The sequence below is a fragment of the Streptomyces sp. NPDC048504 genome, assembly GCF_043200035.1.
GTDB lineage: Bacteria > Actinomycetota > Actinomycetes > Streptomycetales > Streptomycetaceae > Streptomyces.
Map to the genome: position 1 here is coordinate 72,205 of NZ_JBICXA010000027.1, position 26,936 is coordinate 99,140.

The following is a 26,936-nucleotide window of genomic DNA, read 5'->3' on the forward strand; positions in this document are numbered from 1 at the left end:
CAGACGTCGGGGCGTTCGATCTGCCGGACGATCACCTCTGGCGCCATGGTGTCTGCCTGGTTCGGGATTGGCCGTGAGCCGATTGCTTTGCGGTACTCGGTTGCCGTGATCCTTTCCCGACCGCTAGCCGCCGCAGCATCGATCATTGTGCGAAGGACATCCCATCGCTGGTGGTCAGGCATGCCAGAGCGCTGGTAGCCGAACGCAGCTTCACGTAGAACTGAACCGCCCCGGGTTCGATAGAGATCTCAGATGATGGTTGTGACCTGGGGTTTCGTGGATTCCATGTAGTGGTTGGCTTCGTACTCGACGGGCGGAACGTGCCCTATCTCACCGTGGAGTCGGCGGTGGTTGTACCAGTCGACCCATTCTGCGGTGGCCAACTCGACCTGGGAGAGCGACTTCCAGGGCCGTCTGGGCTTGATCAGCTCGGTCTTGTACAGGCCAATCGTGCTCTCCATCAGGGCATTGTCGTAGGCGTCGCCGACCGATCCGATCGAGGCGGCGATGCCGGCGGCGTCCAGATGCTCGGCGAGCCGGAAACTCGTATATTGCGACCCGGCATCCGAGTGGTGGATCAACTCGCCTGGCTGAACTGGGTGTTGGTCGCGGTCACGTTGCCACACGGCCATCTGCAGGGCGTCCAGGACGAAGACCGTTTCCTTCACGGTGGCCGCGGACCAGCCGACGATCCGGCGGGAGAACGTGTCCACGACGAAGGCGACGTAGACGACTCCGGCCCAGGTCTTCACGTGGGTGAAGTCCGCGACCCAGCAGCGGTTGGGGGCGTCGGCGACGAAGTCGCGGTCCAGCAGGTCCGGCGCCCGTTCGGCCTGCCCGCCGGGCAGCGTGGTGATCACCTTCCTGCCGCGGACGGCGCCGGTGATGCCGAGTTCGCGCATGAGGCGCTCGACGGTGCAGCGGGCCACGTCATGTCCCTGCCGGTTCAGTTCGCGCCAGATCTTCCGGGCCCCGTAGACGCGGTAGTTGGGCGTGTGGACCTCTTGGATGCGCTCCTTGAGTTCCTCGTCGCGCACGGAACGGGCGGAGGGAGCTTCGAGGCGTTTCTTGTGGGCGTAGTAGGTGGAAGGGGGCGATCTTGCAGTCGTGCTCGGTGAGCGTCCTGCAGATCGGCTCGACGCCGCCGAAGCGGTCCCGGTGCTCGTCGATGAACGCTACGAGCGTGTGTGTGGCCGGTCGAGCTCGGCCGCGAAGAAACTCGCCGCGGCCTTCAGGATCTCGTTGGCCCGCTTCAGTTCGGCGTTCTCCTTCTTCAACGCCTTGAGCTGGGCGGACTCCTCCGTCGTCGCCCCCGGACGTGTCCCCGTATCGATCTCGTGCTGCTTCACCCAGTTCCGCAGCGTCTCGCGGGAGCCGATGCCGAGCTTCTCGGCCACCGCCTGCAGGGCGGCCGTCTCGTTCGGATAGTCGTCGCCTACCTCGGCGACCATGCGCACCGCGCGACGGCGGAGCTCAAGCGGGTAACGGGAAGGTCGTGCCATGACTCGATCCTTTCATCAAATCGAGTCTCCATTCGAACCGGGGCGGTTCATGGATCGGTCGAGGAATCCTGCCAGGTACGGCGATGCGGTAGGTCGCTAACCTCGCGCTTTCACCGAGCGGACGAGGGATGAGTGGCCAAGTAGGGAGGAAGGGGCGTTGAGCTGGGGTGACAGGTTAATACCGTCTCGTTGCAACGTCCTGTCGCTCTTCACTCTGAAAGTGTTCCCGGCCAACGCCCACTCGCGTGCGAGTCAGGCAGTTCCGGGTATCTACCGTTGCTTGGCCAGCATCCGCGCCGCTTGCGAGAAGCAGATCAACGCAAAGCCGAAGCCGACAGCCAAGGCGGCATCGCCCCTGCCCGCGTGCCCTCCCAGCAGAAACCAGGAACCTCCTGCAACGAGGAGGAGGGCTCCCGTTACCAGCAAGCCAATTGTGATTCTGCGGTCGTTCATCTCGGGCCTCGCGCCTCGTTCATCGTCGTGCCCAACAAGTGGCCAGAAAGGTGAAGAGTACTGCTGAGCTGCAACGATGGGACTTTCGAGGGTCCTGTCAGCTGCGAGGAAAGAAGCACTCTCCAGGTGAAGAAGCGTAGCGGGTCGTATCCGCGTGTTCGTGTCGAGGGCGGCGTTCGTGGGGTGGTCTCGCAGGCCGGGGCGGTGCTGCTGGTCGAGACAGTCCGCAAGTCCGGCCTGGACACCGCGATATCGGCTGCACTGGCGCCGTGGCGCAAGCCGCGGGCAGTGCACGATCCGGGGAAGATCCTGCTGGATGTGGCCCTGGCCGTCGCGCTCGGCGGGGACTGTCTGGCCGACGTCGGCATGCTGCGGGCCGAGCCCGACGTGTTCGGCCCCGTTGCCTCCGATCCGACGGTCTCCCGTCTCGTCGACGCTCTCGCTGCAGCCGGCCCGAAAGCTCTCACCGCGATCCGGTCGGCGCGGGCAGAAGTACGGTCGCGGGTCTGGGAGTTGGCCGGTGCGGATGGTCCGTCCGCCGATGGCAACGTGATCGTGGACATCGACGGAGTCCTCGTCCTGGCGCACTCCGAGAAGCAGGATGCCACCGCGACCTGGAAGAAGACCTTCGGCCATCACCCGTTCGTCGCGTTCGTCGCCCACGGCGAGACCGGCTCCGGGGAACCGGTGGCCGCGCTGCTGCGGCCCGGCAACGCCGGCTCCAACACCGCCACCGACCACATCGAAACCGCCCAGCTCGCCCTGGCCCAACTGCCGAAACACCTGCGGCGGGGCCGCCAGACCTTGATCCGCACCGACTCCGCCGGCGGCACCCACACCTTCCTCGACTGGCTCTCCCGCCGGGGCCGGTGGCTGTCGTATTCCGTCGGAATGACCATCACCGACGCCCTCCACCAGGCCGTCCTGAAGATCCCGAAGAAGGCATGGACACCCGCCTACGACGCCGACGGCACCGAGCGGCCCGGCGCCTGGGTCGCTGAGATCACCGACATGCCCGACCTGAGCACCTGGCCCACAGGCATGCGGCTGATCGTCCGCAAGGAACGCCCGCACCCCGGCGCCCAGTTGCGCTTCACCGACCTCGACGGACTACGGCTGACCAGTTTCGCGACCAACACCAACGGCGGCCAGCTCGCAGACCTGGAACTGCGTCATCGCAGACGGGCCCGCTGCGAAGATCGCATCCGAAACGCCCGCGCCACCGGACTGCGCAATCTGCCCCTGCACGACACAGCCCAGAACCGGATCTGGCTGGAGATCGTCTCCCTCGCACTCGACCTCCTCGCCTGGATGCCGATGCTCGCGTTGACCGGCGATGCCCGCCGCTGGGAACCCAAGAAGCTCCGGCTGCGGCTATTCTCCGCCGCCGCGCAGCTCGTGAACACCGGCCGTCGCCGCTGGCTCCGCCTGCCCGCCCGATGGCCCTGGACCGCCGTCATCAGCCACGCGATCGTCAGGCTCCACGCCCTGCCAAACCCCGGCTGACTAGCCACATCGACCGTCCCGACGACCCGCACCACCACACCGGCGAAGTGGAACCCGGCGCCCATCCGACGCGAAAGCCGGACCCTCGGCCTGCCCCAGCCCGAAAAGACCGCACCACACAAGCACAGAGTCCCCGTCAGTAAACCGACGAGGACTCATGAACGATCGAGGCTAACTTTCGTCGCCGATTCGGCCGTGATTTTGTACTGCCGGATCGGCGACGCTTCTTTCTCGCCAGACCGCAATTACTGGTGCCGTTCAGTGGCTGCCCGGATGGCTTGGCGTATTCCTAGATCTACAGCGCGATCGTCGGCCAGCTCGGCGAAATGACGTGCGGAATCCGGATGGTCACGAAAGGCAGGAGCCACGATCCTTGCGACGTCTCCTCTCAGCGTGCGCAGCCAAGGTCTAATGGCGTCTTGTGGGCGCCACTGATCCCAGTTTCCGTCCCACTCGCACATGGCACGGATGGATTCATCGAGGAGGTCCCATTCATCGCTACTGGCCGCGCCGATAGCTAGTCCGTGAAGCCAGGTGACGGCACGTGCTGCTTCAGCAAATTGCACCAGGTTGGTTCCGTTACCATCCACGTGCTTGGCCAATGCTCTCAATAGAGTAATGGCTTGCCTGGAGTTGCGAGACATCGATGGTACTGCGAGCTTTGGTTGCAGCCGAGGCAGAACATCTAGGTACAGTCCGTAGTCGTCCGGGTGGCTAGCGATGAGTTCAAGGAACGCGTCAGTGGTATGAGATTCTCCGGAGTTGGCAGCATCAAGCAATGTTTCGGCACGTGCTACGGCTGGCTCCTGAGGTTCGCTGAATTCACGATCGATGAGGTCTAGCAGCTCGTCGATGCTTTGTGGCCTGCGCTCGGCTTCCTGCTGTGTCGAGGCTCTGACGATGTTCCTCCAGGGCCCGGGTGGAGGAAGCAGTTCAACATTCGTTTGGGGCATCTCGCCGGTGAGAGCCCATGCGATCACTCGCCCGAGGCTGTAGATGTCGCTGGCCGCCGTGGCGTCTTCGTGAGGCTTTATAAAGAGCTCTGGGGCTGCGAATCCTTCGGTGCCAATAAAGTGGCCCGTCCGGCCGACTTTGGTCGTTTGCCCCCGCGGCCGCCGCACCACTCCCCAGTCTGCGAGGGTCCACCGGCCGTCGAGGAGGAGCACATTTGAGGGTTTGATGTCGCGGTGCATCCAGCCTTGTTGGTGCGCCTTAGCCAGAACGGAACCCATGGAACTTATCAGCTCGCGCAGGTGATCAGATTCTCGCAGTTGTTCACGCTTCTCCTCGGCCGTCGCTTCAGCCAGTGGCATAATGAACCATTTATGGTCCTGCTCGAAATCAAGGATCGGCATATAGTTCGGGTGGTTATTTAGTAGCTCGGCTATATCGATTTCTCTGCGCATTCGAGCGCTGGGGTTGTCTCGCTGAGACAGTCGCCGCTTGAATGCGACTTCGACGCTCGAAGTCTTATGTGAGGCGCGGAATACCGCTGCCTGGCCGCCTTCTTCGATGGGGATACGGTCAAGGCTGTAATCCTTCTTTATGCCCCGCCCTTCTCGAATCACCTCTCGGTAACGGTCAAGGTGCGGTGGAACTTTTGTCAGATCCCCCCACAACTTCAGGAGGGGGCTGAAGGAGTGCGACAGTACTCTCTTTGTGAAGCCCTCGATGAAGCCCTCGATGGACATATCGGTGCGAGGTTCGTAGAGCGATGGATTCTCTCCATTGGTGGAGGAGACGTAGGCGATTGTGTCGTAGAGTCCGTCGCTGTAAAACTGTGCAAAGGTCTCGGCTAGCCGTTGCTTGTGTGACGGTCCGCTGCGGGCGGCACCGCTTTCTCCCGGCCTTAGAGTGGGGGCGTTTACGCGGTCGCTTTCTTCAAGGATGAAGAAGAGTCCGAGGTAAGGTTGAAAATCGTCATCGTTGTGCTGCCTGACGGAAAAGGCCGTCGAGGTCAGTTCTTGGATTCGATTATTTATATTGTTTCTGGCGCTTGGACCGCCGAGCTGGGTAAATGTGGCGGCTGCGAGCGGAATCCCGTCCTTGCGCACCACCAGGTCCCAGGCCGAAGCACTCAGGCCGTACGCTCCCGGCAGCGTGGCATCGCGGCCGACCTGGATCCAAGAGCGATCGATACCACGCTCGACGAGGGCTTCGATCACATGCTCGGTGAGACGGGTCCAGGGGTGCCGCACTGCCGCGGCACTGGCTAGGGAGCCATCCGGTCCGGTAGCGGTGAGGCGTACTTCGCGACGCCTACGCTCCTCTGCCCAGAAGTTTCGAGCTGCCTCCCTTAGCGTCTCGGCCACCTGGCTACCCCCGCTCAGTGTTGATCGCGACCGTCGCCCAAGAGGCTACAGACGAGGGCTGACACTGGCCCGGGCCAGGGGGCGCTCAGGGGCCAGCCATGTATCGGGCAGAGGGTCAGAACTGTTCGTCTGTGCGCAGCTGGCCGGCGTTGACTGAGGGGATCCCCAGCGCCTTCATTTCCGCGAGTCGACCGGTGATTGCTGCGGAGAAGTGACGCCAGTCCAACGCTTCCTCGGGCTCTCCAGGGCTGGGGTTGTCCCTGGAGGAGGTGATGTAGCAGGCCGTGTTGTAGAGCCCTTCATCCAGGAGCCGCTTGCAGAAGATCGCGAAGCGGTCTTGGTAAGAAGTACCCTGCCAGATTTCCTCCGGGGGGTACGCGGGGTTTGAGGCCAACCGAACCGCGCTCCTGGACTTGGGGTGGTCTTCCATGATGAAGAAGTAGCCGAGCCAAGGTCGTGATCCGGGGTACCACTCCGTGAGGGCTGCACGTTGCAGGTCGATCGCGCTCCCTAGAGCTTCCTCGACCCGGTTGTTGTAGTTGTTCCCGAAGGAGGGGCCACCGAGAGCCTTGAGTTCGAAGGCGGCGATGAGGGTGTCTTCGTGGGCGACGACTATGTCCCACTTCTTCAATGGGCGGTAGTAGCCCGGAAGTTCGAGATCCTTGTCTACGCGGATCGCTTCCTTGGGGTACCCGGCGTCCAGGAAGAATTTAGCTATCAGACCGGCGATGCTGTCGAAGTGCTTACCGCCACGGACGGATCCCGCAGTGCCGGCGCCAACGGCATCCTTGATGGCTGACAGATCGTTCTGTGATGCCTTGGCGCCCCAGTACTGAGCGATGGCGTCCTCGAAGTCTTGGCGGGTGACCGTCAAGATCCGTTCCCTCCCTAGTCGGGCAGCTCGACGAGCCCGTAGACACGCAGGGCGGCCTCGGTGGCAGCCTGCACGTCGCGCTTGTCGAACGCTTCCGCCAAGGCCGCTTTGTCTTTCTCGCTGATCGCTTCCGGATCGGGCACACGAATCTTGCGGAGGTATTGCGCCTGGAAACGGAGCGTTCCCCCTCGCATCTTGACCGCGTACGCCTCCACGAATGCTTCCGCGACTTTGGACAGCAGCAGACCACCGAGTACCCGCATGTCCCAGACGTCCGAGACGATGAAGTACAGGTTGTGGTGAGGGTACAGCTGACCTTCGTCCAGGACCGGATGGATCGTCAGCTTCATGTCCGGAAACAGTAGCTTGGGGCGTCGCGTCAGGCGGTGGTCGACCTTGTCAATCGTCTTGAACCAGCGCTTGGGCTGCTTGACCGCGATGTAGCGCTTCCGTAGAGCGGCGCCGTGCTCCTCGAAGTACGCGGCGAGCCGCGGGTAGGCGGAGAGCTCGACCAAGTCACCTTCGGCCGTCCATGGGTTGACCAGGTAGGTACCGTTCCAGTCCAGTGTGCCGCTCGTGGTGTCGCGGACCATTGCCATGGGCAGCAGCCGTTCGCTCTCCACTAGGTCTTGGTCCCTCGTGAGGAAGACCTTGTCGGCGCCGGTGGCGATGCCGATACCGACACGCGTCCCGGTCTTGCCGTCCTCCAACAGCTGGAAACGCTCGGTGAGTTCCTCCAGAATCGCCAGCCTGGCTGGCGAGGCCGCCGGCCACGAGTCCTCGTCCGGGAACCAGTGCGGCATGCGGGTGGCCTGGAACGCCGCGGTGGTGATCGACTCTGATGAGTCCATCGCGTACCAGTCGGCGAACTCGCTGGCCTGCGCTCTGCCGAACACCCGAGTGGTGTCCGCTGCCACCGCCTTGCCCTGGGATCGGTTCGAGATGATCGTGATCGCTGGGTAGGCAGAAACTTGGTCGTCGAAGGCGTCGACCTCATGCATGACCAGAGCCACGTCCATGCTGAAGCTCTTGGTCACCAGCTGCCGGAGCTGGCGGCCGTATTGGTTGCGCATCCATCGGTCCGCACAGATGAAGCCCAGCTGTCCTCCTGGGCCTAGGCTTCGGAGCGCGACTTCGAAGAAGCCGACGTAGATGTCTGCACGGCCCCCCATGGTGGGGCATGCGTGACGGTAGACCGCCATTCTGTCGGCGGGGACGTCCTCCAGGCGGATGTAGGGCGGGTTGCCGACCACGTAGTCCGCGTGTTGGGTCGCTTCGGGCTGAAGCAGGTAGTCACCTTGGTCGATCCAAGATGCCGCTACCTGCTGGGCTTCCGCCGGTTGCCAGCCATCGTCGACCAGTTGCTTTTCGACAACTGTGCGGCTCTTTCGGACGTTGCGTTCCAGCAGATCGAGCGCGCGTACAGCTCCGCGTGCGTCACTGATGGGACGACCCTGCTTGCGGCAGGATGCGCTAATCCGTGACGCGACTGCTCCCAAGAATGCTCCTGAGCCGCATGCCGGCTCTACGAGCTTCACGTCGCAGAGGCCCTTGTCTGGCGTGTATCCCACGAGGTCGAGGATCAGGTCCACAACCCAGCGGCGGGTGAACACCTCACCGTGCTCCACGGCCTCGGCGGGGACTGAGGGGAGGGCGTGGAGAGCGGTGTCGAACAACAGGGGAGTGGCCACGTCTTGACATTACTAGGGCGGATCTCGGCCACGAGAGTTATCCACAGGTCGGCCCGCATGCGTCGCCGCTACCAGCATTTGACCGACCGCCTCTCTAAGGAAACAGCGGCCAAGGCCGGCGGGCTGCTTTGGACCCGGGCTGGCGAGCCACCCACGGCCTGATCCCACTGGTGCAGGTGGGCCATGCGGAGCGCGCCCGCAGCCCTACGAACTTTGAGGTCCGGCGCCCTTAGGCTTGAGCCTCTTATGCCTCCACGGTGAATGCCGCTTCGTATCCGTCGTCGATTTTGATGTCTTCGTACACAACGGTCTGGCATAGGCGGTTCCACCGGTTTCCCAGCAGAACAGCAAGTCCCATGGGGCAGGCGAGGAAGAGGTGCATTCGCCGGACCTTGCGGGTGGAGCGGCGGAGGTGGTCGCGGATGCCGACCGCTAGGGCGTTGGCGGCGGTGCTGTCGGGGATGGAGCCGTCGTTCGCTGTGCCGCTCGGCGGGGTGAGGACAATCAGCTTGCCGACAGGGAGGTTCTGTTCGCGCAGATACTCCAGGACGTCCTCGGTGGGGTTCATCGCGACGGCGATGGCGACGGCGATCTCGCCACCTTTGCCGATCTCGTGCTCGATGGCTCTCGGGGCCATGGCCGTCTCGAAGGGGTCGTTGGTGGACCAGAGCTGACTGCCGGCCCTCCCGCGTTGTACTGCCGCGAGGTCGGTGCCAGTGACCATGCGGAAGGTGGTGCCGACCAGGAAGGCAGGCGCGAGACGGATGCTGCCGGTGACGGAGACGGCGGTTGTCCCGGCGGGCAGACGTCCTGGTGCGGTCTCGATGTCTGCCTGCAGCTGGGCCCAGGTGTTCGGCGATAGGGGACGGCGCTTGGTGTAGTCGGAGTCGCCGTCGAAGCGGTCGACCCAGTCGATGGCGTGGTCGGCGTCCGGTGCTAGCGGGTCCGGCTTGAGAGTGGCGATCGACAGGACGGCCCGGGCGGGGCCGGCCTTCAGATTCAGCTCAGCGACGCCGGCCTCGATGACTGCCAGGGTGAGTTCACGTCGGCCGTCGCGGACCATTTTGGCGACCCAGCCGGCTCCCTCTTCAAGTGCCCGCTGGTCATGGCGAAGCCCGGTAACGGCCATCAGGAGTCGAAGATTCTCTTGATACCAGACCATGTCCAGAGGCAGGTCAAAGCGCAGCACCGACAGGAGGTCGATGAGCTCGGCCTCGGTCAGCCCTGCCTCCTTCGCCCACCGGGTACGAGCCTTGGCTCGGTCAGACCTGGCTCCGCCGACAGCTGCTTTGGGCATCAGGAGGCCGGTGCGGGCGTCGCGGTGGGCCACCAGGCCGTCCTTGGGGTCGGCCGCCCGGTTGGTGACCAGGCGCAGGTCGGCGCTGCCACCGTCCGAGGTCAATACCTTCCACGTCTTGGCGATCTTCCTGAGGATCGACGGGCCACCGGTGACGCTGGGCTTGGTCAAGTACTCCTCGTTGACCGGCGTGGCGCTGTCGACCGCGTACTTGACCTGCTTGTGGGTGTTCGGGGGAATGTCGCGCAACAGGACGACATCGTCGAGATTGCCCGCACCGTCGAGCTCGACGCCGATAGCGCGGACGGGGTTGTGCGAGCGGGCGGCGTTCTCGCGCAAGAGGGTCAGGCAGGCTTCCCAGGCGACGAGCCATTGGTAGTAGTCGCCGGTTGTGCGGACGCTGGTGGGGCCGGGGGCGGGGAGGTGGGCCATCAGCGCTCCTCGGTGAAGATAGGGGTGGGCTCCAGGTTCTCAGCAAGGACGAGCAGGTCCTCGTCCATGACGGGTCGGTCTGGGAAGGCGCGGAAAACTGCTGCCGGGACCAGGCGCTGGGTGAGGTCGGAGAAGGTGTAGCCGGGGCGGTCCGCGGTTGGGCCGGTGAGCTCGACGACCTTGCGGACGGTCTCCGGCCGGATGCCGAGTCCGTCGAGTGCTTGGGTGAGGACCGCGTGGCGCTGCTCGTCGCTGGGGCGGGCGAAGGTGAATGTGGCCGCGGCGCGGCGCATGACGGCCGGATCGAGAGCGCCGACCCGGTTGGTGCACAGCACGATGACGACTGGGAGCGCGGCGCCGGCCAAGCCGTCGATGCCGGCCAAGAACGCGTCGACGCCGGCCCGATCCTCATGGTGCATCTGCTGGGCCTCGCGGGACTGCACCAGGGCGTCGGCCTCATCGACGACAAGAATCTGCACTGCGCGTGCTCCCTCAGGGCCCGACGCGCGCTTGCCCATCGTGTGCATGTGGGTAAAGGCGTCTCCAATGAGGGAGGTCATCTCGCCGACCAGGCCGCTGCCGCGGGTGGCGAGCTTGAGCCGGTACAGGTACACCGGCAGATCGAGCCAGTCGGCGAGGTCGCAGCCGAAAGATTCGGCCAGGGCAGACTTGCCGGAGCCGACGTCGCCGGCGAAAACGAACAGCGGCGCCCTGTCTGCGAACAGAGCGAGAGCGGCGACATTGCCGCCGTGGTGCTGCGCGGCCCAGGACCGAAGTCGGCGCGGGTCCGCGAGGAGCGAGGCTTCTTTGCGTAGGCGCAGCTTCGTCTCGTCCAGGCCGACCAGACGGTCGTAGCGGGCGCGGCGGGTGGGCTCTGGCAACTCGATGACGGGGTGGAACAGGTCGTCCTGGCTGGTCACGTGCTCGTTCTCCTGCGGATAGCGCTGGACTAGTAGGCGACGTAGACGTCGCGTGAGACGCCAGTGCCGTTGCGGGCGTAGCCGTGCCCAGTGGTGCTGGTGCCCGCGACGGCACTCGGGGCGGTGCCGGTCGTCCGGGAGATCGGCAGGGCCTCCTTGACCCCGGTCTGCTGGCTGCTGGTCAGGAGCCAGAAGGTGGAGCTGTAGTTCAGGAAGCTGTGAAAGGTGTAGCCGGCGAGGTCGACGGGGTCCGGGAAGCTGCCCGGTCGGGAGTCGATGAGCTGGCCGCCGGCCGTGGCCTTGTAGCGCAGGCGGAACTTCCAGGCGTTGGCGGCGGTGTCACGGAAGCCGTAGTCGACGGTGTCGAGATATCCGTCTCGCAGAAGCAGGGTGACCTCTTCGGCGAACTTCTCGATCCGCTCGTGGAAGGGCTCGCCGTAGAGGTTGTACAACAGGCGCAGGTCGGCGGCGACTCTGCCTCCGACGTAGCGGGCATCCGTGATCGTGAACGAACCGGAAGCGGATCTGGAGTACGAGCCGGTCATGGTCACTCTCCCGGGAAGGTGGGGCCGAACAGCTCGCGCCAGAGGTCGAGCGCCTCACTCTTCGTGGCCGCGTAAGCGGCCGTCGTGAGGGTGTCGAGGGTGGTCTTGGCGTGGTTGACCAACCGCTGGCGGTCGAACTCGGTGTAGCCGCGAGCGACGTTGTTCTCCGGGTTGACCGGGTCCCAGACCTGGATGGGGTCTGTCGTCGAGCTCACCTCGTCGGCCGTGTAGTAGTCGGTGAAGACGATCGGTGTCTTCAGGCCGGTGCGGACGATGTAGGAGAGCACCTGCTCGATTGCCTGCGGATAGTCGTCGACCTGCAGTGGCTTTCCGTTCCAGCCGACGTCCCAGAGGTGCCCGACCAAGAGTTCAATCAGGAAGGACTTGCAGCGCAGCTGCGGATCGCCTTCCTTGCTCTCGCGGATCCACGCCTTCAGCAGGCGGATGAGCTCCCGGTAACCGTCGCCGGCCTCCCCCTTGCGCTTTTCGATGAAGCGCAGGTGCAGCGTGACCGAGGTGAGTACCTTGATGCCGCCGCTGGTGACCAGGTAGCCCTGGTCGTCCGGCTCGCCGGTGTAGAGCACCGGCACCACGTCGATCTTCAAGCTGGAGCCCCGCATAGTGATGCCGACCGCGTGATCGGAGGGCTTGAAGTCCTCCGCGATCTTCGTCTTGCCATAGACCTCTTTGCAGCGCTCCTCCAGCCAGGCCAATATCGTCGAGACGTCGATGTCGGGGTCGCTGACGCGCAGGTAGGCGGCGACATCCGCGTCAGACCCTGTGCCGCGCCTGCGACGGATCGCTGTGTGCTTGGCCGTGCTGCCAGACGCGCGGAGCTTCACCAGGTCGAAGTCCGGGTGGGCGGCGATGTAGTTCTCCAGCCGCTCCCGCAGGTAGTTCACCTGGCGGCGGCGTTCCTTCGCCTCCTCCTTCGGCACGTTCACCTTGTTCTTCGCGAATGCCTTGAGGACCTCGTGGTCGACGTAGTTCTCCCCCGCCATGGCTGTTCACCCTTCACCCGAGGAGCCGATCGGTAGGAGAACAGGGTTACCACGCACCACTGACAAACCCGGTCGAAGTTGCGCGGGATGCCCAGGAGCCGATAGCGGACTGTCTGCCGGGCCCTCCGGTTGCGCCCGCCGCACGAACTGCAACCAAAACTGCAACCACGCACGAAGAAGGGCCCCACCGCGGACGGTGGGGCCCTTCGACATCGTGCCCGGTGAGGCACTGGCGGAGGATACGAGATTCGAACTCGTGAGGGGTTGCCCCCAACACGCTTTCCAACTGTGGTGGTTGGGCTTGCGCCTTCGGACGGGGCCGTTCACCTGCGTTCATGGGCGTTCGACCGTGGGCGCGGCTACCGGCTTCGGTCTGGTCTGAACGGCGTTGAACGCTGCTGAATGAGACGGAAACTGAGACGGGCGTTGCCGTACAGCCGCTACAGGCCGTCTTTCAACACCGCGTATGCGCGCTCGACTTCACTCAGGTACTGCTCCAGGCGGAAGCGAATCTCCTCGATGGGCCTGCCATCAGGGCCCGGGTACATGAGGTCTGACCAGATGACCGTCTCGCCCCGGAGCCGGACCTGGATGGCCAGCCTGCCCGGCCCTGGCTCGGGCTGCTCCTGGGTTGCCACATCCACTGTGCGCGGCGTATCCGTCGGATAGAGCGGTCCGCCTGGGCGGAGCAGCCGTCTCGGATCGAGGCCAGCCATTCTGCTGTCGCTGCGCGTGACCATGTCGAGCCCGTCGACGAAGAGGTACGTGTGAACGGCAGCGCACGTTGGCGGCCCAGGACACGCGCTGATGAGCAGTGTGCTCACTGCATCATCGCTTTGCCCATCGGGCGCGGTGGCTCTCACCTCGCGCGGGGACCTACGCGGCATTCGCCTGATGTGACGTCATGGGCGGATGCTAGTGGCCACGCCTCCGTACGTCCCTGTTGATATCAGTGACGGAGCCACCAACTTTCGTGCCCTCACGGGACCTCAGCCTGGGAAGCTTGGGTCATAGATGGACGGTTGCTGAGCTGACGTGCGGCGGATCTGGAACGGGGGCCGGGTGGTTGCCGACTGGTTCCCCGCTGTTCCCCGTGGTTCTCCGCGAGATCTGGCACGCATCTGGCACGTCCGTCCGGTACCTCGCCAGCAGTTGGCAGGGCGCGCGAGTTCTACGAGTCGGTCCCTAGGATGCAGGCCATGGGGACCTCCGAATCCGCACCACTCATACGTGCCTGTTGGCTCTCATGGCTCGCGGTCGCGACCGTCGATCAGGCGAAGGTGGAGAAGGCCCTCGGTTTGACGGAGGTGCGGGAGATTACCTGGGCCGACGGGGTGGAACTCATCGACGAGGTGGCGCACGACGAGGAGGAGCCGTTCTCCGCAGTCGTCGTCATCCCACCCATGCGGGGGTGGACCCTGGTCGTCGGACCGTACTTCGGCCTGCCCTATCCGCAGCAGACAGCGCACGTCTCCGAGCTATGCCGAGAGTTGAGCGCGCAGTTCGGCAAAGCCCAACTCTTTTTCCACGGTGAGCAGAACGACGGGGAGGCATGGCTGATCGCCGAACGCGGGCAGATCGTCAGGCGTTGGATCAGTGAGTGCCCGGAGCTCGCTCTGGGCGAACCGTTCGGAGTCGAGCGACGGCTCCTCGACGCGTACGGCATCACGGGCAAACCCGAGGATCTCGATCCCAACAGCGACCTGGCCGGCGACTGGGTGGCGACTTGGGGGGATTGCTGGGCAACGACGATTGCAGAGGAGTCCAGCATCGACCCCACCGCAGTAACCGTCGATACGGGCTCGATCAGCAGTATGTGGGTGGCAGTCGCTCCACCTTTCGAATAGGCGCGCCACCTGCCATCGAAAGGAAAGCTGCAGACCATCGCTTAGCTCGATCGTTCATGAGGGTCCCTCAGTAAGCTGAGGGACCCTCATGAACGATCGAGCCAGTGCAATGAGCCCAGGCTGACCGCTTGCTCGCTCACGTTTTCTGCCCCTTGAGAACGCTCGCGGCAAGGTCGTCGACGGACCGACGCAGCTCTCGTTCCGACAGCGAGTCTTTGGGGCCGAACCGCTCGACGTACAGCGTTGCTCCAGCACCTACGTCAACGGTGAGCTGAGCCTTCCAAGCGTCGCCGTATAGGACTTGGCGAGCAGCAGCACGCCCCTCGATCAACAGCGGCTCTGCCTTCTCAGGGATCACGTCTGTGCCATCCACCGTCTGCTGCAAGGATGCTGTGGTGGGGTAGAAGGCGACCACGAACCCGGCCGGCTCAGCTGCGCCGTCCTCCGTCATCGTCAGATAGCAGGAGGCACCACCCTTCTCCTCAGCCATAGGAGATGCCTGTCTGATGCTGAGTTGCTGTTGCATCGCACCGCTCACGAGTTTGCAGACAGTCTTCTTGCTGACCCCGGTAATGAGTGGAGCGCCTCCGGACGCAGTGGTGCTTCCAGACTTGGAAGAGTGCGCAATGGCGTAGCCAAAGCCAGCGCCGACTGCCAGGGAGGCCACTGCGGTGAGGGTCAGCATGCTCGTTCCTGGGTTACGACGGCGCTTGGTGACGGCCGCAGTTACTTCCTTGGCAGAGACGACGGTCGGGTCGCTCTCGTGCGTTGAGGTTTCCTCGCTGACCATGGCGAGAGCATCACATCGGCGTCGTGGCCGATGCCGTGGTGATGCCTGATCGTTACGCATCGAACGGCGAGCGATCAGCTTGGGAAGCTGTGGGCATTTGGGGTGGGCAAGGCTGCTGAACTGGGCGTTCGCCTGGGACCTGGTCTCATTGCCCTTGGTCGCTTTCCCCGTGGTTCCCCGCTGTTCCCCGCTCTATCTGGTGCGCTTGTGGTGCGTCGGTCGTGCCCTGGCCTGGTGCTGTCGACTCGCCGGCTCCGCCGTAGAGATCAGTGCGGAGACGCTCCTTGGCCGTTTCAAGGCGCGGCCCGTAGTCGGGCATGAAGATCTCGCTCAGAGTTTTGTCCAGCGTGCCGGAGATCGCGTAGATCGGCGACCACACCGCTCGGTCGTGCACGATCCCTTCAAGGTCGTCGGACTGGAACATGACTCGGTAGAGCCAGTCCGACAGCACGAACGCTTGATCGCGCGTGAGCCTGATGGTGATCGCTTCCTCGTCCACGCCCTCAACCTAGCTGCCGCGACTGGCGATGCTGTGGGTCGGCGCTGTCGTGAGGATCAACACGCTTCCAACTGTGGTGGTGGAGTGGTGGGCTGTGCGCCAGGACGTTCACCTAGGCTTCATGGACGTTGGCTTGTGAGGCGAGCTTGACGTGCGTGCTTTGATGAACGGCCGTGAAGGGGGCTGAAATGAGACGAAATCTGGGTGACATAGGTTAAGCAGGAACAAACCGCACGCGAGGCATCTTGTCGGTTATGTATTCGCGAAGATCGGGGTTCCTACTCACATTATGGAATACATAGCAACGGTCAGGAAGTCGCGCTACTAGCTGTTTGGTCAATCTTCCCGCGTCACTGAAAGAGAATATTTTGGAGCGGATGTATATGTGGACTTCGGCGCATCCCTGAACCCTATTAAAATCTCCACCCTCAATAGTGCTCCTAGTTAGCTGCAGGCCGCAAGGGTGCCTGTGATTTAGGCTTCTGGTTAGGTCTATCAGGATCCATTCGCTCATTCCATCTAGGTGACGATATGCAAGCTCCATGAACCCGTCACACTGTCTCCGGAACGATTTGAGCGCTGCGGCGCCACCGCGGCCCTTAGATACCTCTAGATCCAAAGGGCCAAAATCCTGAGCCTCATAGAATATGTGTAGGCAACCTTTCCTTGTTTTCATTGACAGAGTTTCCGACCGTCCGTGGGTGAGAGCGTTTAGGGCTATCTCATACACTAGGAAAAGAGTCGAATCGTATACCTCCTGGCTCCATGATTGGATCGCCCCAGTATCCTCGAAAAATTCCTGTACATACTGACGCGGGTCTCCCTTCGGTACGATCACCTCGTGGTCAATGAGGAGGCTTTGCGCGCGCGATCCTGTAGGTTGACCAACTCGGATACGGGCATTCCGCTCGGCGCTCTTCTTCCATGATTGAAGGAGCTTCTCCGTATAGCGGTCTTCATTGTCGTCAATTAGTTTCGCATGGTTCCCGCAGAGCCAAATTCCGTTATCGTATGAGGCTCGCTGCTGCTGCTGCGGTAATGTGGGCACCAACGCCGATATTTGTGACTCCGCTCTTCCGTGAATCTGATGGCCCAACCGTATCTGTATTGCACGACGGAGCGGAGCATCGGAAGGAAACTCGCTTTGCTAGCTCGTCCAATGTTCTTGCGCTGAAGTCGTCGCGTTGGCTCACAATGGCTCCCGATGCTTGTGAAGTAGCCGCGTCGCGCTGCAGCGGCACTTAAATAGAAATATAAGCTATACATCAGCGCACAAGCGATGAACGGATGCGCTGCCCTCGATGGCGGCTGGCGGCACAGATTTTTGCTTAACCTTCTTCTGGTCTGTCGGTTGGGCTGCACTAATGAAGACTGCCGACAATCACAGGCAGAACCAGCCTCCTCTGCCAACCACCGGTCAGGTACTCACGAATGCGCCAAGGACGCCGGCCCCCCTAGCGCCTTAGCGAGCCCGTAGCTGTTGTCACACAATAGACGACAATGCCTCGCTCGCGTAGGGCCTGATACTGGCCGCTGCATGAATTGAGTGATAGTAGACGTCAAGTAGGCGCGTCCGTGGGGGGCGGAGTAGCTTCCAGTTTCTCGACGTCACCAATTAGATCGCGCACGCTCTGGTACCGATGGGCAACATCGTGCGCCGTGCATTTTCGCACAATCTGGCTCGGGGTATCTTTTTGGGCCATCAGGGCCTCCTTTCCGCTGAAGATATAGGAAAGCACCCAACCTATCGAGTAGATCTCGTTGCATACGCCGTATTCCTTGAAGCTGGCCAGCAGGGGGTCCCGAATTGTTCCACGCATCTCTGTCTTTGTTCGCGTGTACTCAGAATTCTTATCCTTGGCGAGTCCGAAGTCCGAGAGCTTTACAAGGACGGCGCCACCATTGAAGGTCTTGACTAGAACGTTCTGAAGGCTGACATCGCGATGAAGAAGGCCTTGGCTGTGGATGTAATTGATGCCGTAAAGGAACTGTAGCGCAATCCTCTTTCGCGAAGAAAACGGCAACGTATTATTGCGCTTCTTGATAAAGTTTCGGAGTGTGGACTCACAGAACTCCATTAGGTATTCGTGGCGGTCGCTGTCGTACTGAAATACCTCAACAATGTAGGGGAATCTTAAACGCTTGAGGATGTCGAACTCTTGCCGGAATCGATAGAGGTCCCTTTCATTCAGGTCCTTATTGGCGCGCTTGAGTGCGAATTTTACCCCGTAGTCAGGGTCAATAAATGAGAACACTTTCGCGTATGAACCCTCGCCGATAAGTTGCAGCTGGGTTCGTTGTCCAGACTTCTTCAACTTGATCTCGGTGTCTGGGCGTGAGAAGACAGGCTCGTACTTGATGATTTCAATCTGCTCAAAGTCATCTGGAACGGTGCTGCCTCCACTCCGTACAAGCCATGACTGGCAGCTCTCTATCGCGGCCACGTAGGATTCCGCGAGGTGAACCTGAACGCCTGCATGCTTGAGGGACTGAAGTAGGTTTTCCACTTCGTTGGCAAGTGCGAGCATTTCTCTGCTCGATTCAGCCCAGTAGTGGCGGGTCGTCTCCGCCCTGTCGTTGATAGATTCGAAATGCCCATTCAACCGCTCATGAAGACTAGCGAAAGCGCGACCGAAGTGAGTATCACTCTCGTATAGGCGCAGGAATGCATTCGAAACTTTAATGTCCGCATACGACTGCGAGAGGTCGGCCAGCATTAGCTCGGTAGGGTCAGCCACTGCTCTACCTCCTGACGGCTACTTACCGCATGCCGCCCTCTTTTGATGTGTAGTCAGGTTAAGGTCTGATTGAGGTTGCCGGGATGGGAATCCAGGAAATGGCGATAGCAAGGGGCCCTCCAACACTCACCCCCCAGCTTCCGTCCCGTCTGCCGTCGACCCACACACCGTGGAGCGGGCGTGACCCATGGCGTCCAGGTGGAGCGCGCCACTGTACGAACGACCTGGACGCCATGGGTCACGTCTGCTCGGCTTCGCCTGGGTCGATGGCAGACGGGACGGAAGCCTCCGCGCACACCACCACTCGGCCGACACCCGCGAACGGTGCCCCCGCCATCTCGGAGCCCGAGCGCCCCCGCCGGAGGCTGGTTCTGACTGTGGCCCCTCTGCACGATGATCGGCGGCCCTGCCCACATGTGCGCGGCACGGGCGCCGGCCGGGCTGGAGCGGGGCGGAGACAGGAGCGCAGGCCCGACCGGGGGTCGGGCCGCGCGCGGGGAGCGCAGCGAGCCGCCTTGAACCAGTAGAGAAAGTTGTAACTCAGTAAGGCTGATGGGGCTGTCGTGCCTCGGTTGATGCTTGACGCCGCGCGCCTCGGCCTCGACTTATGTCTCGGTGGGCATGGGGATCATCCTGGCAGGATGCCGTCATGGGGAACACGTGTGCGTGGCCAATACTGCGGACCACTGACCTGGCTGGGGCGTTGACGCTCGCGGAGAAGTTGCTCTCGGTCGCGTCCTGGTACAACCCGAACGCCTGTCACTTGAACGCATGGGTGCACGATGATGGTGAGCTGCGACGCCTGACCCAGGCTCTTCCAGGTGCAGGGGTCAGGTGGTACGGCAAGGGTCCTGGTGACTTCCCTGCGACTGTGAGCCTGGGTGCGACCGCCTTTGCGCAGGCAGAGGAGGCGCTGACGACTTGGGCGGACATCACCAGGTGCTACGTCCTGTGGCATGACATGAAGTGGCCGGCCGTGGCTGAGCTTGGGCTGGATGAGGAGTACAAGTACGCCGAGTTGCAGGTTGCGTGCAACAGCCACGACATCCATTGCCAGGAGTGGGCGGCTGAGCACACCGTATTCATCCATGCGCGGCCCGGACATGAGGAGCGTGCCGCCTGGCTGGCGGCGCGAGTTGACGCCCGAATCGTCGGGCCCTCTGAGGAGGGGTGGTAGCCCATCACCCGACGCTGGCCCGTCAACCACCTTGCCGGGGCTTGAAGTCGTGCGCGCACGTTGGGAGTTCGGTGCCGTGGCGGTGTGCCATCGGCAGGAAGAGTGCTGGTCGGACTGTCCACGTGATGCGTGTGGTGATGTGGGTGACGGACACCGCCCACGGTTCCCTGCGCAAGAGGGCTCGTCGCGTGTCGATGCAGTGGTCGTAGAGCCGCTCCCACGATTCTTGAGAAGCATCGGCGTCGAGGGCCGGTGAGATGGTGCGCAGTGTCGTCGACACCCAACCGTCCGCCTCGCGCTCCGAGTATGCGTCGTAGGAACCGAACAGGGTCGGCGGCAACTGCCCATCCAAGCCCTCCGTCCAGCATTCGCACCAGAACCCGCTCCTGGTCGTGATCCTCAGCACGGGTGTCCTCCTCGGCGTACGTCCGTGAAGAGTTCCGCGGTGACCGTGTGGCCGCCGTCGCTGTCGTGGACCACGACCCGGTGGGCGATGGCGCTGACCATGCCCAGCCCCCGGCCGTGTTCCGCCTCCTGGTCCTGGTGCTCGGCCTTCGGAGCCGTCCCGGCGCCTCCGCTATCCGTCACCGACAGAGCGACCACCTGCGAGGACACCGCGAGTGCCAGATGGAAGCTCCCGGCCTCCCGCCCACTGGCCGTGTGCAGGATCGCGTTCGCGCTCAGCTCGCTCACGATCAGTTCCGCGTCCTCTGCCAGCGGCGACCCGCGCAGGATGTCCCGCGTCCAGCGCCGCGCCCTGCTGACCTCTTCCGGGAAACCTGGGCAAGTGAGTCCCCAGACCCGCGCAGTGCTCGTATACTCGTGCATACAAGTTCCTTCGTGCTGGTAGGCCGCCATGTGCAGCGGGTTCGGGCTAGACGAGTTTCACGCCGTCGTGGGCGCGGATGGCCGGCGGGGACGCCGCGTCGAGTGCGTCGATGACGCGGATCGCGTATGCCTCGTCGGCGAGTTCGGGTACTTCTTCGCGGGTGGTCCAGCGCAGTGCGCGGGTCTCGTCCCCGGTGGTGGGTGTGCCGTCGGCGGCCTGGCAGCGGAAGACCAGGGAGACGATCAGTCCGGTCATGTTCTTGTAGACGCCGGTGAGGGTCGCGGGAAGTGCGATCTTGATGCCGGTTTCTTCGAGGACTTCGCGCTGGAGGGCCTCGGGGAGGGTTTCGTCTCGCTCAACGACGCCACCCGGAGGTTCCCACTTGCCGTTGTCCCGGCGCTTGATCAGGAGGGCGCGGCCGTGGTCGTCGACGATGACTCCGGCGACGCTCACGGAGTGCGGACGGTCAGTGCTCACGTTCCTCGGCCCTCCCGGCTGGCTAGGCTCTCCACCGTAGCAACAACACTCGCCCACTCGTCTAGATACCTAAAGGAGTACTCAACGTGAGCCCTCTCCGTTCCGGCCTGCTCGGCGATCTCGACCCCACGAGTGATCGTGCGGTCTTCCGGCAGATCGCCGACCAGCTGCGCGAGGCCATCGACCGTGGGCGGTTCAAGGAGGGCGAAAAGCTGCCCTCCGAGGCTGACCTCGTGGAGCACTACGGGGTGTCCCGGATGACCGTCCGCAACTCCTTCTCCGTCCTCCAGGGCGAGGGTCTGGTGCATGCCGAGCACGGCAAGGGCGTCTTCGTCCGGCCCCGGCCGCCCGTGCGGCGTCTCGCCTCCGACCGGTTCGCGCGACGGCGCCGCGAGCAGGGCAAGTCCGCGTTCATCGTCGAGGCCGACGCGGCTGGCAGCCATCCCCAGGTCGACAGTCTGGAGGTCAAGGAGGAGAAGGCCAGTCAGGACATCTCCACCCGGCTCGGTTCCGTACGGCGCGTGCTCGCCCGCCGGCGCCGCTACCTCCTCGACGGGAAGCCGGTCGAGTTCGCTACCTCCTACCTTCCGCTCGATATCGCGCGCGGTACGCAGATCGCCGAGCCCAACCCGGGCCCCGGCGGCATCTACGCCCGCCTCGAAGAACTTGGCCACCACCTCGACCACTTCGAGGAGGAGATCCGCGCCCGGATGCCCTCGCCCACCGAGGTGAAGACGCTCCGGCTGGCCTCCGGCGTGCCCGTGATCCACCTCATCCGTACCGCGTACGACACCGGAGGGCGGGCTGTGGAGGTCTGCGACACGGTCATGGCGGCGGACGCGTACGTGCTGTCGTACCAGCTGCCGGCGACCTGATCGCGTGAGGGGCGGTGGTGCGCGGGGGACGTTTCCCGAACCCGTACACCTCAACATGCATACTCGTATAGACGAGTGGGCAAGTTGTGCGGCAGGGTGGTCCGCACGAACCCGGAGATCGGGTTCGCGGATCGCTACATGTATAGACGAGTAGATAGGGAAACTTCCTTGCGTACCATCCGTGTTGAGACCGCCGCCGCGACGATCCTGCTGACCGAGGCCCCGGAGCCGAAGGTCCGCGACCGTCAGACCGGCGAGATCGCCAAGGACGCCGTCAGCGGCGAGGCGCTGATGACGCTCGGCGTCGTCTACATCGAGGAGGGCGAGTCGTCCCTCATCAAGGTCACCATCCCCGAGGGCGGTGTGTCCGAGGGACTGGCGCTCGGCGCCCCGGTCTCGCTCCCGGGGCTCGTTGCCCGGCCGTGGGAGAGCGTGTTCAACGGGCAGCAGCGCCACGGCATCGCCTTCCGCGCCGCCGCCGTCACCCCGGCCGCGTTCCCGGTCACCGCCGAGGCCGCCGCCTGATGACTGACCTGACGACGCTCCTGGAGGTGGGTGGTCCCCTCGCCGCACTCGGCGGAGGGGCCGCCTACACCCGGGCCAAGCACCCGGCCGCGTACTGGTCCACGGTCGGCCTGCCGATATCCACCACCCGCCTGCTCAGCTCGTACGGCTCGGTCATGGAGGCCTGCGGCCTGACCGTTGCCCCGTCCCGGCTGCGCATCCTCGCTGTCAAAGCCACCACCCGCCGCGAGGTCCGGCCCGTACCGCCCCGCCGGGGCATCATCCGCCCCACCACGACCGGACTGCGGATACGGCTGCGGCTTGCCCCGGGCCAGGAGCCCGCCGACGTCGCCGCCTCCGCCGAACGGCTGTGCCACGCCTGGGGAGTTCACGCCGTCTACGTCACCACCCTCAAGCCCGGCGTCGTCGAACTCCGGCTCGTCGGTTACGACGTACTGCGCCGGGTGCGGATGCCTCGCAAGCTCCCGTCCGGCCTCCTCAAAGTGCCGGTGGCTCTGCGGGAGGACGCCACCCCGTTCGTACGGGACTACCGCACCGTTCCGCATCAACTCACTCTCGGCGCAACGCTGTCGGGTAAGTCCATGTACCTGCGCCACCTGGTCGCCGGACTCGCCCGTCAGCCGGTCGCTCTGGTCGGCATCGACTGCAAGCGGGGCGTGGAACTGTCCCCGTTCGCTGCCCGCCTCTCGGCCCTGGCCACCGACCCCGACCAGGCCGCCGACCTGCTGCCCGCGCTCATCGACGAAATGGAGGACCGCTACGACCTGATCAAAGCGCGGCAGGGCATCGCCCCCAACACCCCTGACGAGGAGATCACTTCAGACATCTGGGGCCTGCCTGAGAGCGAACGCCCGGTGCCGATCGTGCTGTTCGTCGACGAGGTGGCTGAACTCTTCCTCGTCGCCACCCGCAAGGACGAGGAACGGCGCGACGAGATGGTCACCCAGCTCATCCGGCTCGCCCAACTCGGCCGCGCCGCCGGCATCTACCTCGAAGTCTGCGGCCAGCGTTTCGGCGCCGAACTGGGCAAGGGCGCCACCATGCTCCGCGCCCAGCTCACCGGCCGCGTCTGCCACCGCGTCAACGACGAAGCCTCCGCCAAAATGGCTCTCGGCGACATTGCCCCCGAAGCAGTCGGCGCCGCCTGCGCCATCGCACCCGAACGCCCCGGCCTGGCCGTAGCGGGCGACACCTCCGGCGGCTGGTCCCGCATCCGCACCCCGTACCTGTCCCTCGGCGACGCCGCCGCAATCTGCCGCGACTCCGCGCACCTGGTGCCCGACCTGCCCGCACTCAAGCGCTTCCAGCCGTACGCACCCGCGCACCCGGTCAAGGCCCCGGGCCCCAACGTCCAGCCGCGCCCGGCCACCAACTGACCTTCTCCCAACTCGGTTTGGCGTGACCGCCTCGCGCCACGTCCCTACCCCTCCCATGCCCGAACCCGGAAGGAGCCGCATCATGCGCGACCAACTGGCCCGCGTCGACGCGGTACTCGTCCAAGCCCTCATCGCCGCCGCCCTCTCCTTCGCCCACCTGCACGACATCGCCTCGGCGGCCGGACAGGACGGGTGGAAAGCGTGGGCCTACCCCATCAGCGTCGACCTGCTGCTCGTCGCCGCCTGGCGCCGACTGCGGACCGGCGACGCGAAGGCCTCCGGCTGGTGCTGGTTCGTCATCGCACTGACCGCATCCCTCGGCGCGAACGTCGCCACCGCCGGCCTGCTCGACCTCGGCGACGTCCCCGCCTGGCTGCGCATCCTCGTCGCGGGCTGGCCCGCCGTTGCCTTCCTCGGCGGAACCCTCCTCGCTCACACCGCAACACCCGCAGAGATCAACGAGATTGAGGACGCCGACGTCCAGGAGGATGCGCCCGAACCCCCGCCTGAGACGCCTGCGCAACCGGCCATTGAGGCACCACCCAACCGCCCCTTCGTGCCGGTCCCGGCCGCCCTCATCGAGCACGCCCGCAAGGTCGCCGCCGAGCACCACACCCGCACCGGCGCCCCCATCGACACCCCGACCCTCCGCGTCCGCCTCGGTGTCCCCGCGCCCATGGCCGAAGCCATCGCCGCCCACCTCACACCGACAGGAAGTTGACCCGTGCCCCTCACCTTCAACACCGCCGCCGACTACCTCGACGCGGCCCGAGAGATGGCCCGTAGCAGCCGGTGGGCACTGGCCCGGCTCCTCGCCGAGGAAGCTGCCGACCGGACCTCGGACCCTGCCCAAGCTGCCCGCATCCTCGCCGAGTTCCCCGCCCCCAGCCTGCGACAGGAGAACCAGCCGTGACCCCCAACCGCTGCTTCCGCAACGTCATCCGCATCGGCCCCGTCCAGGTCGCCACGTCCTACGACGACCGGGGCCAGGAGAAGCACACCGCCGCCTGCACGGCCCCGCGCTGCGGCGCCTCGCACGACTACGACAGCCGGGCCGCCGCCGAGCTGGCGGCCCACACCCACCGTTGTCCCGTCCGCTGAAAGGGAGTTCCACTCCGTGACCGTCAGCCTGCCGCTCGTCGTCGTTCTCGGCTTCTTCGCCTGGGGAGCGGTCAAGTTCCTCGGCGTCCGTAGCTGGATCGTCGTGCTGATCGCCCTGTTCGGCTTCTGGCTCTCGCACACCTTCCTCGCCCCCGCCATCGAGTCCGGCACGCGTTCCGGCGTGGGTGTCGTAAACGGCTCGCATGACTAGACGAGTAGATGAGAAAGGGTTCGCCGTGTTCCTGCCCAAGTACCCCGCCAACCCGACCCCGCCACCCGCACACACCCACACCCCGGCCGACCCGACGCCCGTACGGCGCTCGCTCCCGCCGGTCGCCATCGACCGCAACACGGTCCTCGCCCTGGTCGTCGGCGGAGTCGTCCTCACCGCGCTCCTGGCCGCCGTCGCCGTAACAGCCATCTCCGTAGCCATCGCCGCCGTGGTCCTGCGCTCGATGCTCCGCGACCGCCACCGGCGCTGAACGACCCCCCGACTACCCCTGGCCTCCGGGGCGGCGGCACACGACCAAGCATTTCGCCGCCCCGGGGCCCGTCTCTCCTGACCGAGCCAGCCAGAAGGAGCAAGTCATCTTCACCCGCCCCACCCCGGCCCCACTCCCCGAACTAGCGAACCTGGCCGCGCAAGGCACCCTCCCGGGTATCCTCCGCCAACTCTCCGGCCTCGGCGGCTGCACCAACCCCATCCGCCTCGACGGCCACCGCACCGAGTACGACGTCGACACCACAACCGGCGAGATCGGCACCGTCCTCCACCACCTCAACTCATCAACGCTCCCGGCCGGCCAACTCCTCGTCCGCTGCAACAACCGCCGCACCACCCGCTGCGCGGCCTGCTCCGAGGTCTACCGCCGCGACACCTTCCACCTGATCACCGCAGGATTGCGCGGCGGCAAGGGCACCCCCGAACACGTCGCCACCCACCCCCGCGTCTTCGCCACCTTCACCGCCCCCGGCTTCGGCCCCGTCCACAACCGCCGCACCGACAGCCGTCCCTGCCGCTGCGGCACCCATCACACCCAGGACGACGAGCGACTCGGCACCCCACTCAACCCGGACACCTACGACTACGAAGCCGCCGTCCTCTGGAACGCACACGCCAGTCCCCTCTGGCGCCGCTTCTCCACCTACCTGCGCCGAGAGGTCGCCAAGCGGGCAGGCCTCTCCCAGCGCCGGTTCCGCGACCACGCGCGCGTGTCCTTCGCCAAGGTCGCCGAGTACCAGAAACGCGGAGCCGTCCACTTCCACGCGGTCATCCGCATCGACGGACCCACAGGCGGCGACGCCTCGCCTCCGCCCTGGGCCACCGCCGAGCTGCTCACCGACGCCATCCGCACCGCGACCGCCAAGGTCCGCGTCGACGGCCCGACCATCGACGGCCGCACCCACACCTTCACCTTCGGCCGCCAACTCGACGTCCGCACCATCCGATCCGCCGACTTCAACGACGGCCAGGAACTCACCGAACGAGCCGTCGCCGCCTACATCGCCAAGTACGCCACCAAGGGCGCCGAAACAGCCACGGGAGCTCTCGACCGCCCGCTCAAGTTCGCCGCCGAACTCGCCCAACTCGACATCAGCGACCACGCCCGCCGCCTCATCCGCACCGCCTGGACCCTCGGCGCCCGCAAGAGCCTGGAACACCTCCGCCTGCGCGCCTGGGCCCACATGCTCGGCTTCCGCGGCCACTTCTCCACCAAATCCCGCCGCTACTCCACCACCCTCGGCGCACTCCGCAACGCCCGAACCGAATGGCGCCGAGCACAAGCCACACCCGCCAACGGCCCCACCACCAACACCACGTACGTACTCGCGCACTGGGTCTTCGCCGGAACCGGCCTCTCGTCCACCGAAGCCTGGCTCGCCGAATCCCTCGAACCCGCCCCCGGCACGGAAGGAGAGCCCACCCGTGGCTGAGCCGCGAGCCCTGACCGCTGTCCCGGAACTGGCCGATCCGTCCTTGGTCCTGCTGACCGTCGAAGAGGCGGCACGGCGACTCCGTATCGGCCGTACAACCTGCTTCAAGCTCGTGCTCGCGGGCGAGATCGAATCGGTCACGGTCGGCCGACTCCGCCGAGTTCCGGCTGAGGCGCTGCCCGCCTACGTCACCCAACTCCGCCGCCGTCCCGCCGTAGCGGCCTGAAGGGGGGA

General features: G+C 64.7%; 27 protein-coding genes and 1 pseudogene. 13 read left to right on the forward strand and 15 right to left on the reverse strand.

Translation table 11 applies throughout. The annotated features are described in order from the left end of the window. Positions 1–248 precede the first annotated feature (248 nt). Positions 249–1,502: pseudogene (locus ACGFY9_RS45995) on the reverse strand (IS3 family transposase). 579 nt (positions 1,503–2,081) lie between these two features. Between ACGFY9_RS45995 and ACGFY9_RS46000 the strand changes: the two are divergent. Next, positions 2,082–3,461 carry an IS1380 family transposase gene (locus ACGFY9_RS46000; protein ID WP_393764679.1) on the forward strand — a complete coding sequence of 460 codons (1,380 nt, stop codon included), beginning with the start codon at positions 2,082–2,084 and terminating at the stop codon, positions 3,459–3,461. 245 nt (positions 3,462–3,706) lie between these two features. Here the strand turns inward: ACGFY9_RS46000 and ACGFY9_RS46005 are convergent, their stop codons facing one another. From ACGFY9_RS46005 to ACGFY9_RS46040, 8 genes are all read right to left on the reverse strand, one after another. Further along, a complete protein-coding gene (locus ACGFY9_RS46005) occupies positions 3,707–5,773 on the reverse strand; it encodes a PaeR7I family type II restriction endonuclease (RefSeq protein WP_393764681.1) in 2,067 nt (688 codons plus the stop codon). Positions 5,774–5,888: 115 nt separating this feature from the next. Then, a complete protein-coding gene (locus ACGFY9_RS46010; RefSeq protein ID WP_393764683.1) occupies positions 5,889–6,647 on the reverse strand; it encodes a PaeR7I family type II restriction endonuclease in 759 nt (252 codons plus the stop codon). A gap of 14 nt (positions 6,648–6,661) precedes the next feature. Next, on the reverse strand, positions 6,662–8,338 hold the full coding sequence (locus ACGFY9_RS46015; protein ID WP_393764685.1) for an Eco57I restriction-modification methylase domain-containing protein: 1,677 nt from the start codon (positions 8,336–8,338) through the stop codon (positions 6,662–6,664). 244 nt (positions 8,339–8,582) lie between these two features. Further along, positions 8,583–10,067, reverse strand: coding sequence for an SAVED domain-containing protein (locus ACGFY9_RS46020; RefSeq protein ID WP_393764687.1), 1,485 nt, complete (start codon positions 10,065–10,067; stop codon positions 8,583–8,585). Beyond that, positions 10,067–10,987, reverse strand: coding sequence for an AAA family ATPase (locus tag ACGFY9_RS46025; RefSeq protein ID WP_393764689.1), 921 nt, complete (start codon positions 10,985–10,987; stop codon positions 10,067–10,069). The genes ACGFY9_RS46020 and ACGFY9_RS46025 overlap by 1 nt, the downstream gene beginning before the upstream one ends. Before the next feature lie 29 nt (positions 10,988–11,016). Beyond that, on the reverse strand, positions 11,017–11,532 hold the full coding sequence (locus ACGFY9_RS46030; RefSeq protein WP_393764691.1) for a hypothetical protein: 516 nt from the start codon (positions 11,530–11,532) through the stop codon (positions 11,017–11,019). A 2-nt stretch (positions 11,533–11,534) separates the two neighbouring features. Further along, positions 11,535–12,533 (reverse strand): CBASS oligonucleotide cyclase, encoded by a 999-nt coding sequence (locus ACGFY9_RS46035; protein ID WP_393764693.1) that lies wholly within the window; start codon positions 12,531–12,533, stop codon positions 11,535–11,537. A gap of 440 nt (positions 12,534–12,973) precedes the next feature. Then, positions 12,974–13,357: a hypothetical protein gene (locus tag ACGFY9_RS46040; RefSeq protein WP_393764695.1), complete on the reverse strand. Its 384-nt coding sequence runs from the start codon at positions 13,355–13,357 to the stop codon at positions 12,974–12,976. A gap of 375 nt (positions 13,358–13,732) precedes the next feature. Between ACGFY9_RS46040 and ACGFY9_RS46045 the strand changes: the two genes are divergently transcribed. Continuing rightward, positions 13,733–14,380: a hypothetical protein gene (locus tag ACGFY9_RS46045; protein WP_393764696.1), complete on the forward strand. Its 648-nt coding sequence runs from the start codon at positions 13,733–13,735 to the stop codon at positions 14,378–14,380. A gap of 136 nt (positions 14,381–14,516) precedes the next feature. Here the strand turns inward: ACGFY9_RS46045 and ACGFY9_RS46050 are convergent, their stop codons facing one another. The 3 genes from ACGFY9_RS46050 to ACGFY9_RS46060 all read right to left on the reverse strand — a co-directional run bounded on the left by ACGFY9_RS46050 (position 14,517) and on the right by ACGFY9_RS46060 (position 18,407). Next, the gene (locus tag ACGFY9_RS46050) at positions 14,517–15,170 is read right to left on the reverse strand and encodes a hypothetical protein (RefSeq protein ID WP_393764698.1); all 654 of its coding nucleotides are present in this window, start codon (positions 15,168–15,170) and stop codon (positions 14,517–14,519) included. 145 nt (positions 15,171–15,315) lie between these two features. Beyond that, positions 15,316–15,669 (reverse strand): hypothetical protein, encoded by a 354-nt coding sequence (locus tag ACGFY9_RS46055; RefSeq protein ID WP_393764700.1) that lies wholly within the window; start codon positions 15,667–15,669, stop codon positions 15,316–15,318. Positions 15,670–17,228: 1,559 nt separating this feature from the next. Then, complete coding sequence (locus tag ACGFY9_RS46060) at positions 17,229–18,407, reverse strand: protein kinase family protein (protein ID WP_393764702.1); 1,179 nt, start codon at positions 18,405–18,407, stop codon at positions 17,229–17,231. A gap of 649 nt (positions 18,408–19,056) precedes the next feature. Between ACGFY9_RS46060 and ACGFY9_RS46065 the strand changes: the two genes are divergently transcribed. Further along, entirely contained in the window at positions 19,057–19,584 is a 528-nt protein-coding gene (locus tag ACGFY9_RS46065; protein ID WP_393764704.1) for a hypothetical protein, read from the forward strand. Positions 19,585–19,606: 22 nt separating this feature from the next. Here the strand turns inward: ACGFY9_RS46065 and ACGFY9_RS46070 are convergent, their stop codons facing one another. From ACGFY9_RS46070 to ACGFY9_RS46080, 3 genes are read right to left on the reverse strand one after another with little or no spacing between them, the layout of a single operon-like run. Beyond that, positions 19,607–19,990, reverse strand: a complete 384-nt coding sequence (locus ACGFY9_RS46070; RefSeq protein ID WP_393764706.1) for a hypothetical protein — start codon at positions 19,988–19,990, stop codon at positions 19,607–19,609. Beyond that, a complete protein-coding gene (locus ACGFY9_RS46075) occupies positions 19,984–20,412 on the reverse strand; it encodes an ATP-binding protein (protein ID WP_393764707.1) in 429 nt (142 codons plus the stop codon). Before ACGFY9_RS46075 ends, ACGFY9_RS46070 begins: the two co-directional genes overlap by 7 nt. Positions 20,413–20,458: 46 nt before the next feature. Then, positions 20,459–20,866, reverse strand: coding sequence for an NUDIX hydrolase (locus tag ACGFY9_RS46080; protein ID WP_393764756.1), 408 nt, complete (start codon positions 20,864–20,866; stop codon positions 20,459–20,461). 110 nt (positions 20,867–20,976) lie between these two features. On the opposite strand from ACGFY9_RS46080, the gene ACGFY9_RS46085 reads away from it, so the two are divergent. From ACGFY9_RS46085 to ACGFY9_RS46130, 10 genes are all read left to right on the forward strand, one after another. Beyond that, positions 20,977–21,765 carry a GntR family transcriptional regulator gene (locus tag ACGFY9_RS46085; protein WP_393764709.1) on the forward strand — a complete coding sequence of 263 codons (789 nt, stop codon included), beginning with the start codon at positions 20,977–20,979 and terminating at the stop codon, positions 21,763–21,765. Between the two features lie 168 nt (positions 21,766–21,933). After that, positions 21,934–22,290: a hypothetical protein gene (locus ACGFY9_RS46090; RefSeq protein WP_393764711.1), complete on the forward strand. Its 357-nt coding sequence runs from the start codon at positions 21,934–21,936 to the stop codon at positions 22,288–22,290. Continuing rightward, positions 22,290–23,666, forward strand: a complete 1,377-nt coding sequence (locus tag ACGFY9_RS46095; RefSeq protein ID WP_393764713.1) for an FtsK/SpoIIIE domain-containing protein — start codon at positions 22,290–22,292, stop codon at positions 23,664–23,666. Before ACGFY9_RS46090 ends, ACGFY9_RS46095 begins: the two co-directional genes overlap by 1 nt. A gap of 82 nt (positions 23,667–23,748) precedes the next feature. Next, complete coding sequence (locus ACGFY9_RS46100) at positions 23,749–24,387, forward strand: DUF2637 domain-containing protein (RefSeq protein ID WP_393764714.1); 639 nt, start codon at positions 23,749–23,751, stop codon at positions 24,385–24,387. Between the two features lie 3 nt (positions 24,388–24,390). Continuing rightward, positions 24,391–24,579 (forward strand): hypothetical protein, encoded by a 189-nt coding sequence (locus tag ACGFY9_RS46105; protein ID WP_393764716.1) that lies wholly within the window; start codon positions 24,391–24,393, stop codon positions 24,577–24,579. Next, positions 24,576–24,767, forward strand: a complete 192-nt coding sequence (locus ACGFY9_RS46110) for a mobile element transfer protein (protein WP_393764718.1) — start codon at positions 24,576–24,578, stop codon at positions 24,765–24,767. Before ACGFY9_RS46105 ends, ACGFY9_RS46110 begins: the two co-directional genes overlap by 4 nt. Positions 24,768–24,783: 16 nt before the next feature. Further along, positions 24,784–24,978 (forward strand): hypothetical protein, encoded by a 195-nt coding sequence (locus ACGFY9_RS46115; protein ID WP_393764720.1) that lies wholly within the window; start codon positions 24,784–24,786, stop codon positions 24,976–24,978. A gap of 25 nt (positions 24,979–25,003) precedes the next feature. Next, entirely contained in the window at positions 25,004–25,249 is a 246-nt protein-coding gene (locus tag ACGFY9_RS46120; RefSeq protein WP_393764758.1) for a SpdD protein, read from the forward strand. A gap of 151 nt (positions 25,250–25,400) precedes the next feature. Then, positions 25,401–26,702, forward strand: a complete 1,302-nt coding sequence (locus ACGFY9_RS46125) for a replication initiator (protein WP_393764760.1) — start codon at positions 25,401–25,403, stop codon at positions 26,700–26,702. Continuing rightward, on the forward strand, positions 26,695–26,928 hold the full coding sequence (locus ACGFY9_RS46130) for an excisionase family DNA-binding protein (RefSeq protein WP_019075273.1): 234 nt from the start codon (positions 26,695–26,697) through the stop codon (positions 26,926–26,928). The genes ACGFY9_RS46125 and ACGFY9_RS46130 overlap by 8 nt, the downstream gene beginning before the upstream one ends. Positions 26,929–26,936 lie beyond the last annotated feature (8 nt).

What these genes read in the sequence shown, in the direction of transcription:
- ACGFY9_RS46020 (WP_393764687.1), bottom strand. Translation starts at nt 10,067, where the DNA reads ATGGCCCACCTCCCCGCCCCCGGCCCCACCAGCGTCCGCACAACCGGC.
- ACGFY9_RS46030 (WP_393764691.1), bottom strand. Translation starts at nt 11,532, where the DNA reads ATGACCGGCTCGTACTCCAGATCCGCTTCCGGTTCGTTCACGATCACG.
- ACGFY9_RS46035 (WP_393764693.1), bottom strand. Translation starts at nt 12,533, where the DNA reads ATGGCGGGGGAGAACTACGTCGACCACGAGGTCCTCAAGGCATTCGCG.
- ACGFY9_RS46045 (WP_393764696.1), top strand. Translation starts at nt 13,733, where the DNA reads ATGGGGACCTCCGAATCCGCACCACTCATACGTGCCTGTTGGCTCTCA.
- ACGFY9_RS46050 (WP_393764698.1), bottom strand. Translation starts at nt 15,170, where the DNA reads ATGGTCAGCGAGGAAACCTCAACGCACGAGAGCGACCCGACCGTCGTC.
- ACGFY9_RS46065 (WP_393764704.1), top strand. Translation starts at nt 19,057, where the DNA reads ATGGGGAACACGTGTGCGTGGCCAATACTGCGGACCACTGACCTGGCT.
- ACGFY9_RS46075 (WP_393764707.1), bottom strand. Translation starts at nt 20,412, where the DNA reads ATGCACGAGTATACGAGCACTGCGCGGGTCTGGGGACTCACTTGCCCA.
- ACGFY9_RS46095 (WP_393764713.1), top strand. Translation starts at nt 22,290, where the DNA reads ATGACTGACCTGACGACGCTCCTGGAGGTGGGTGGTCCCCTCGCCGCA.
- ACGFY9_RS46100 (WP_393764714.1), top strand. Translation starts at nt 23,749, where the DNA reads ATGCGCGACCAACTGGCCCGCGTCGACGCGGTACTCGTCCAAGCCCTC.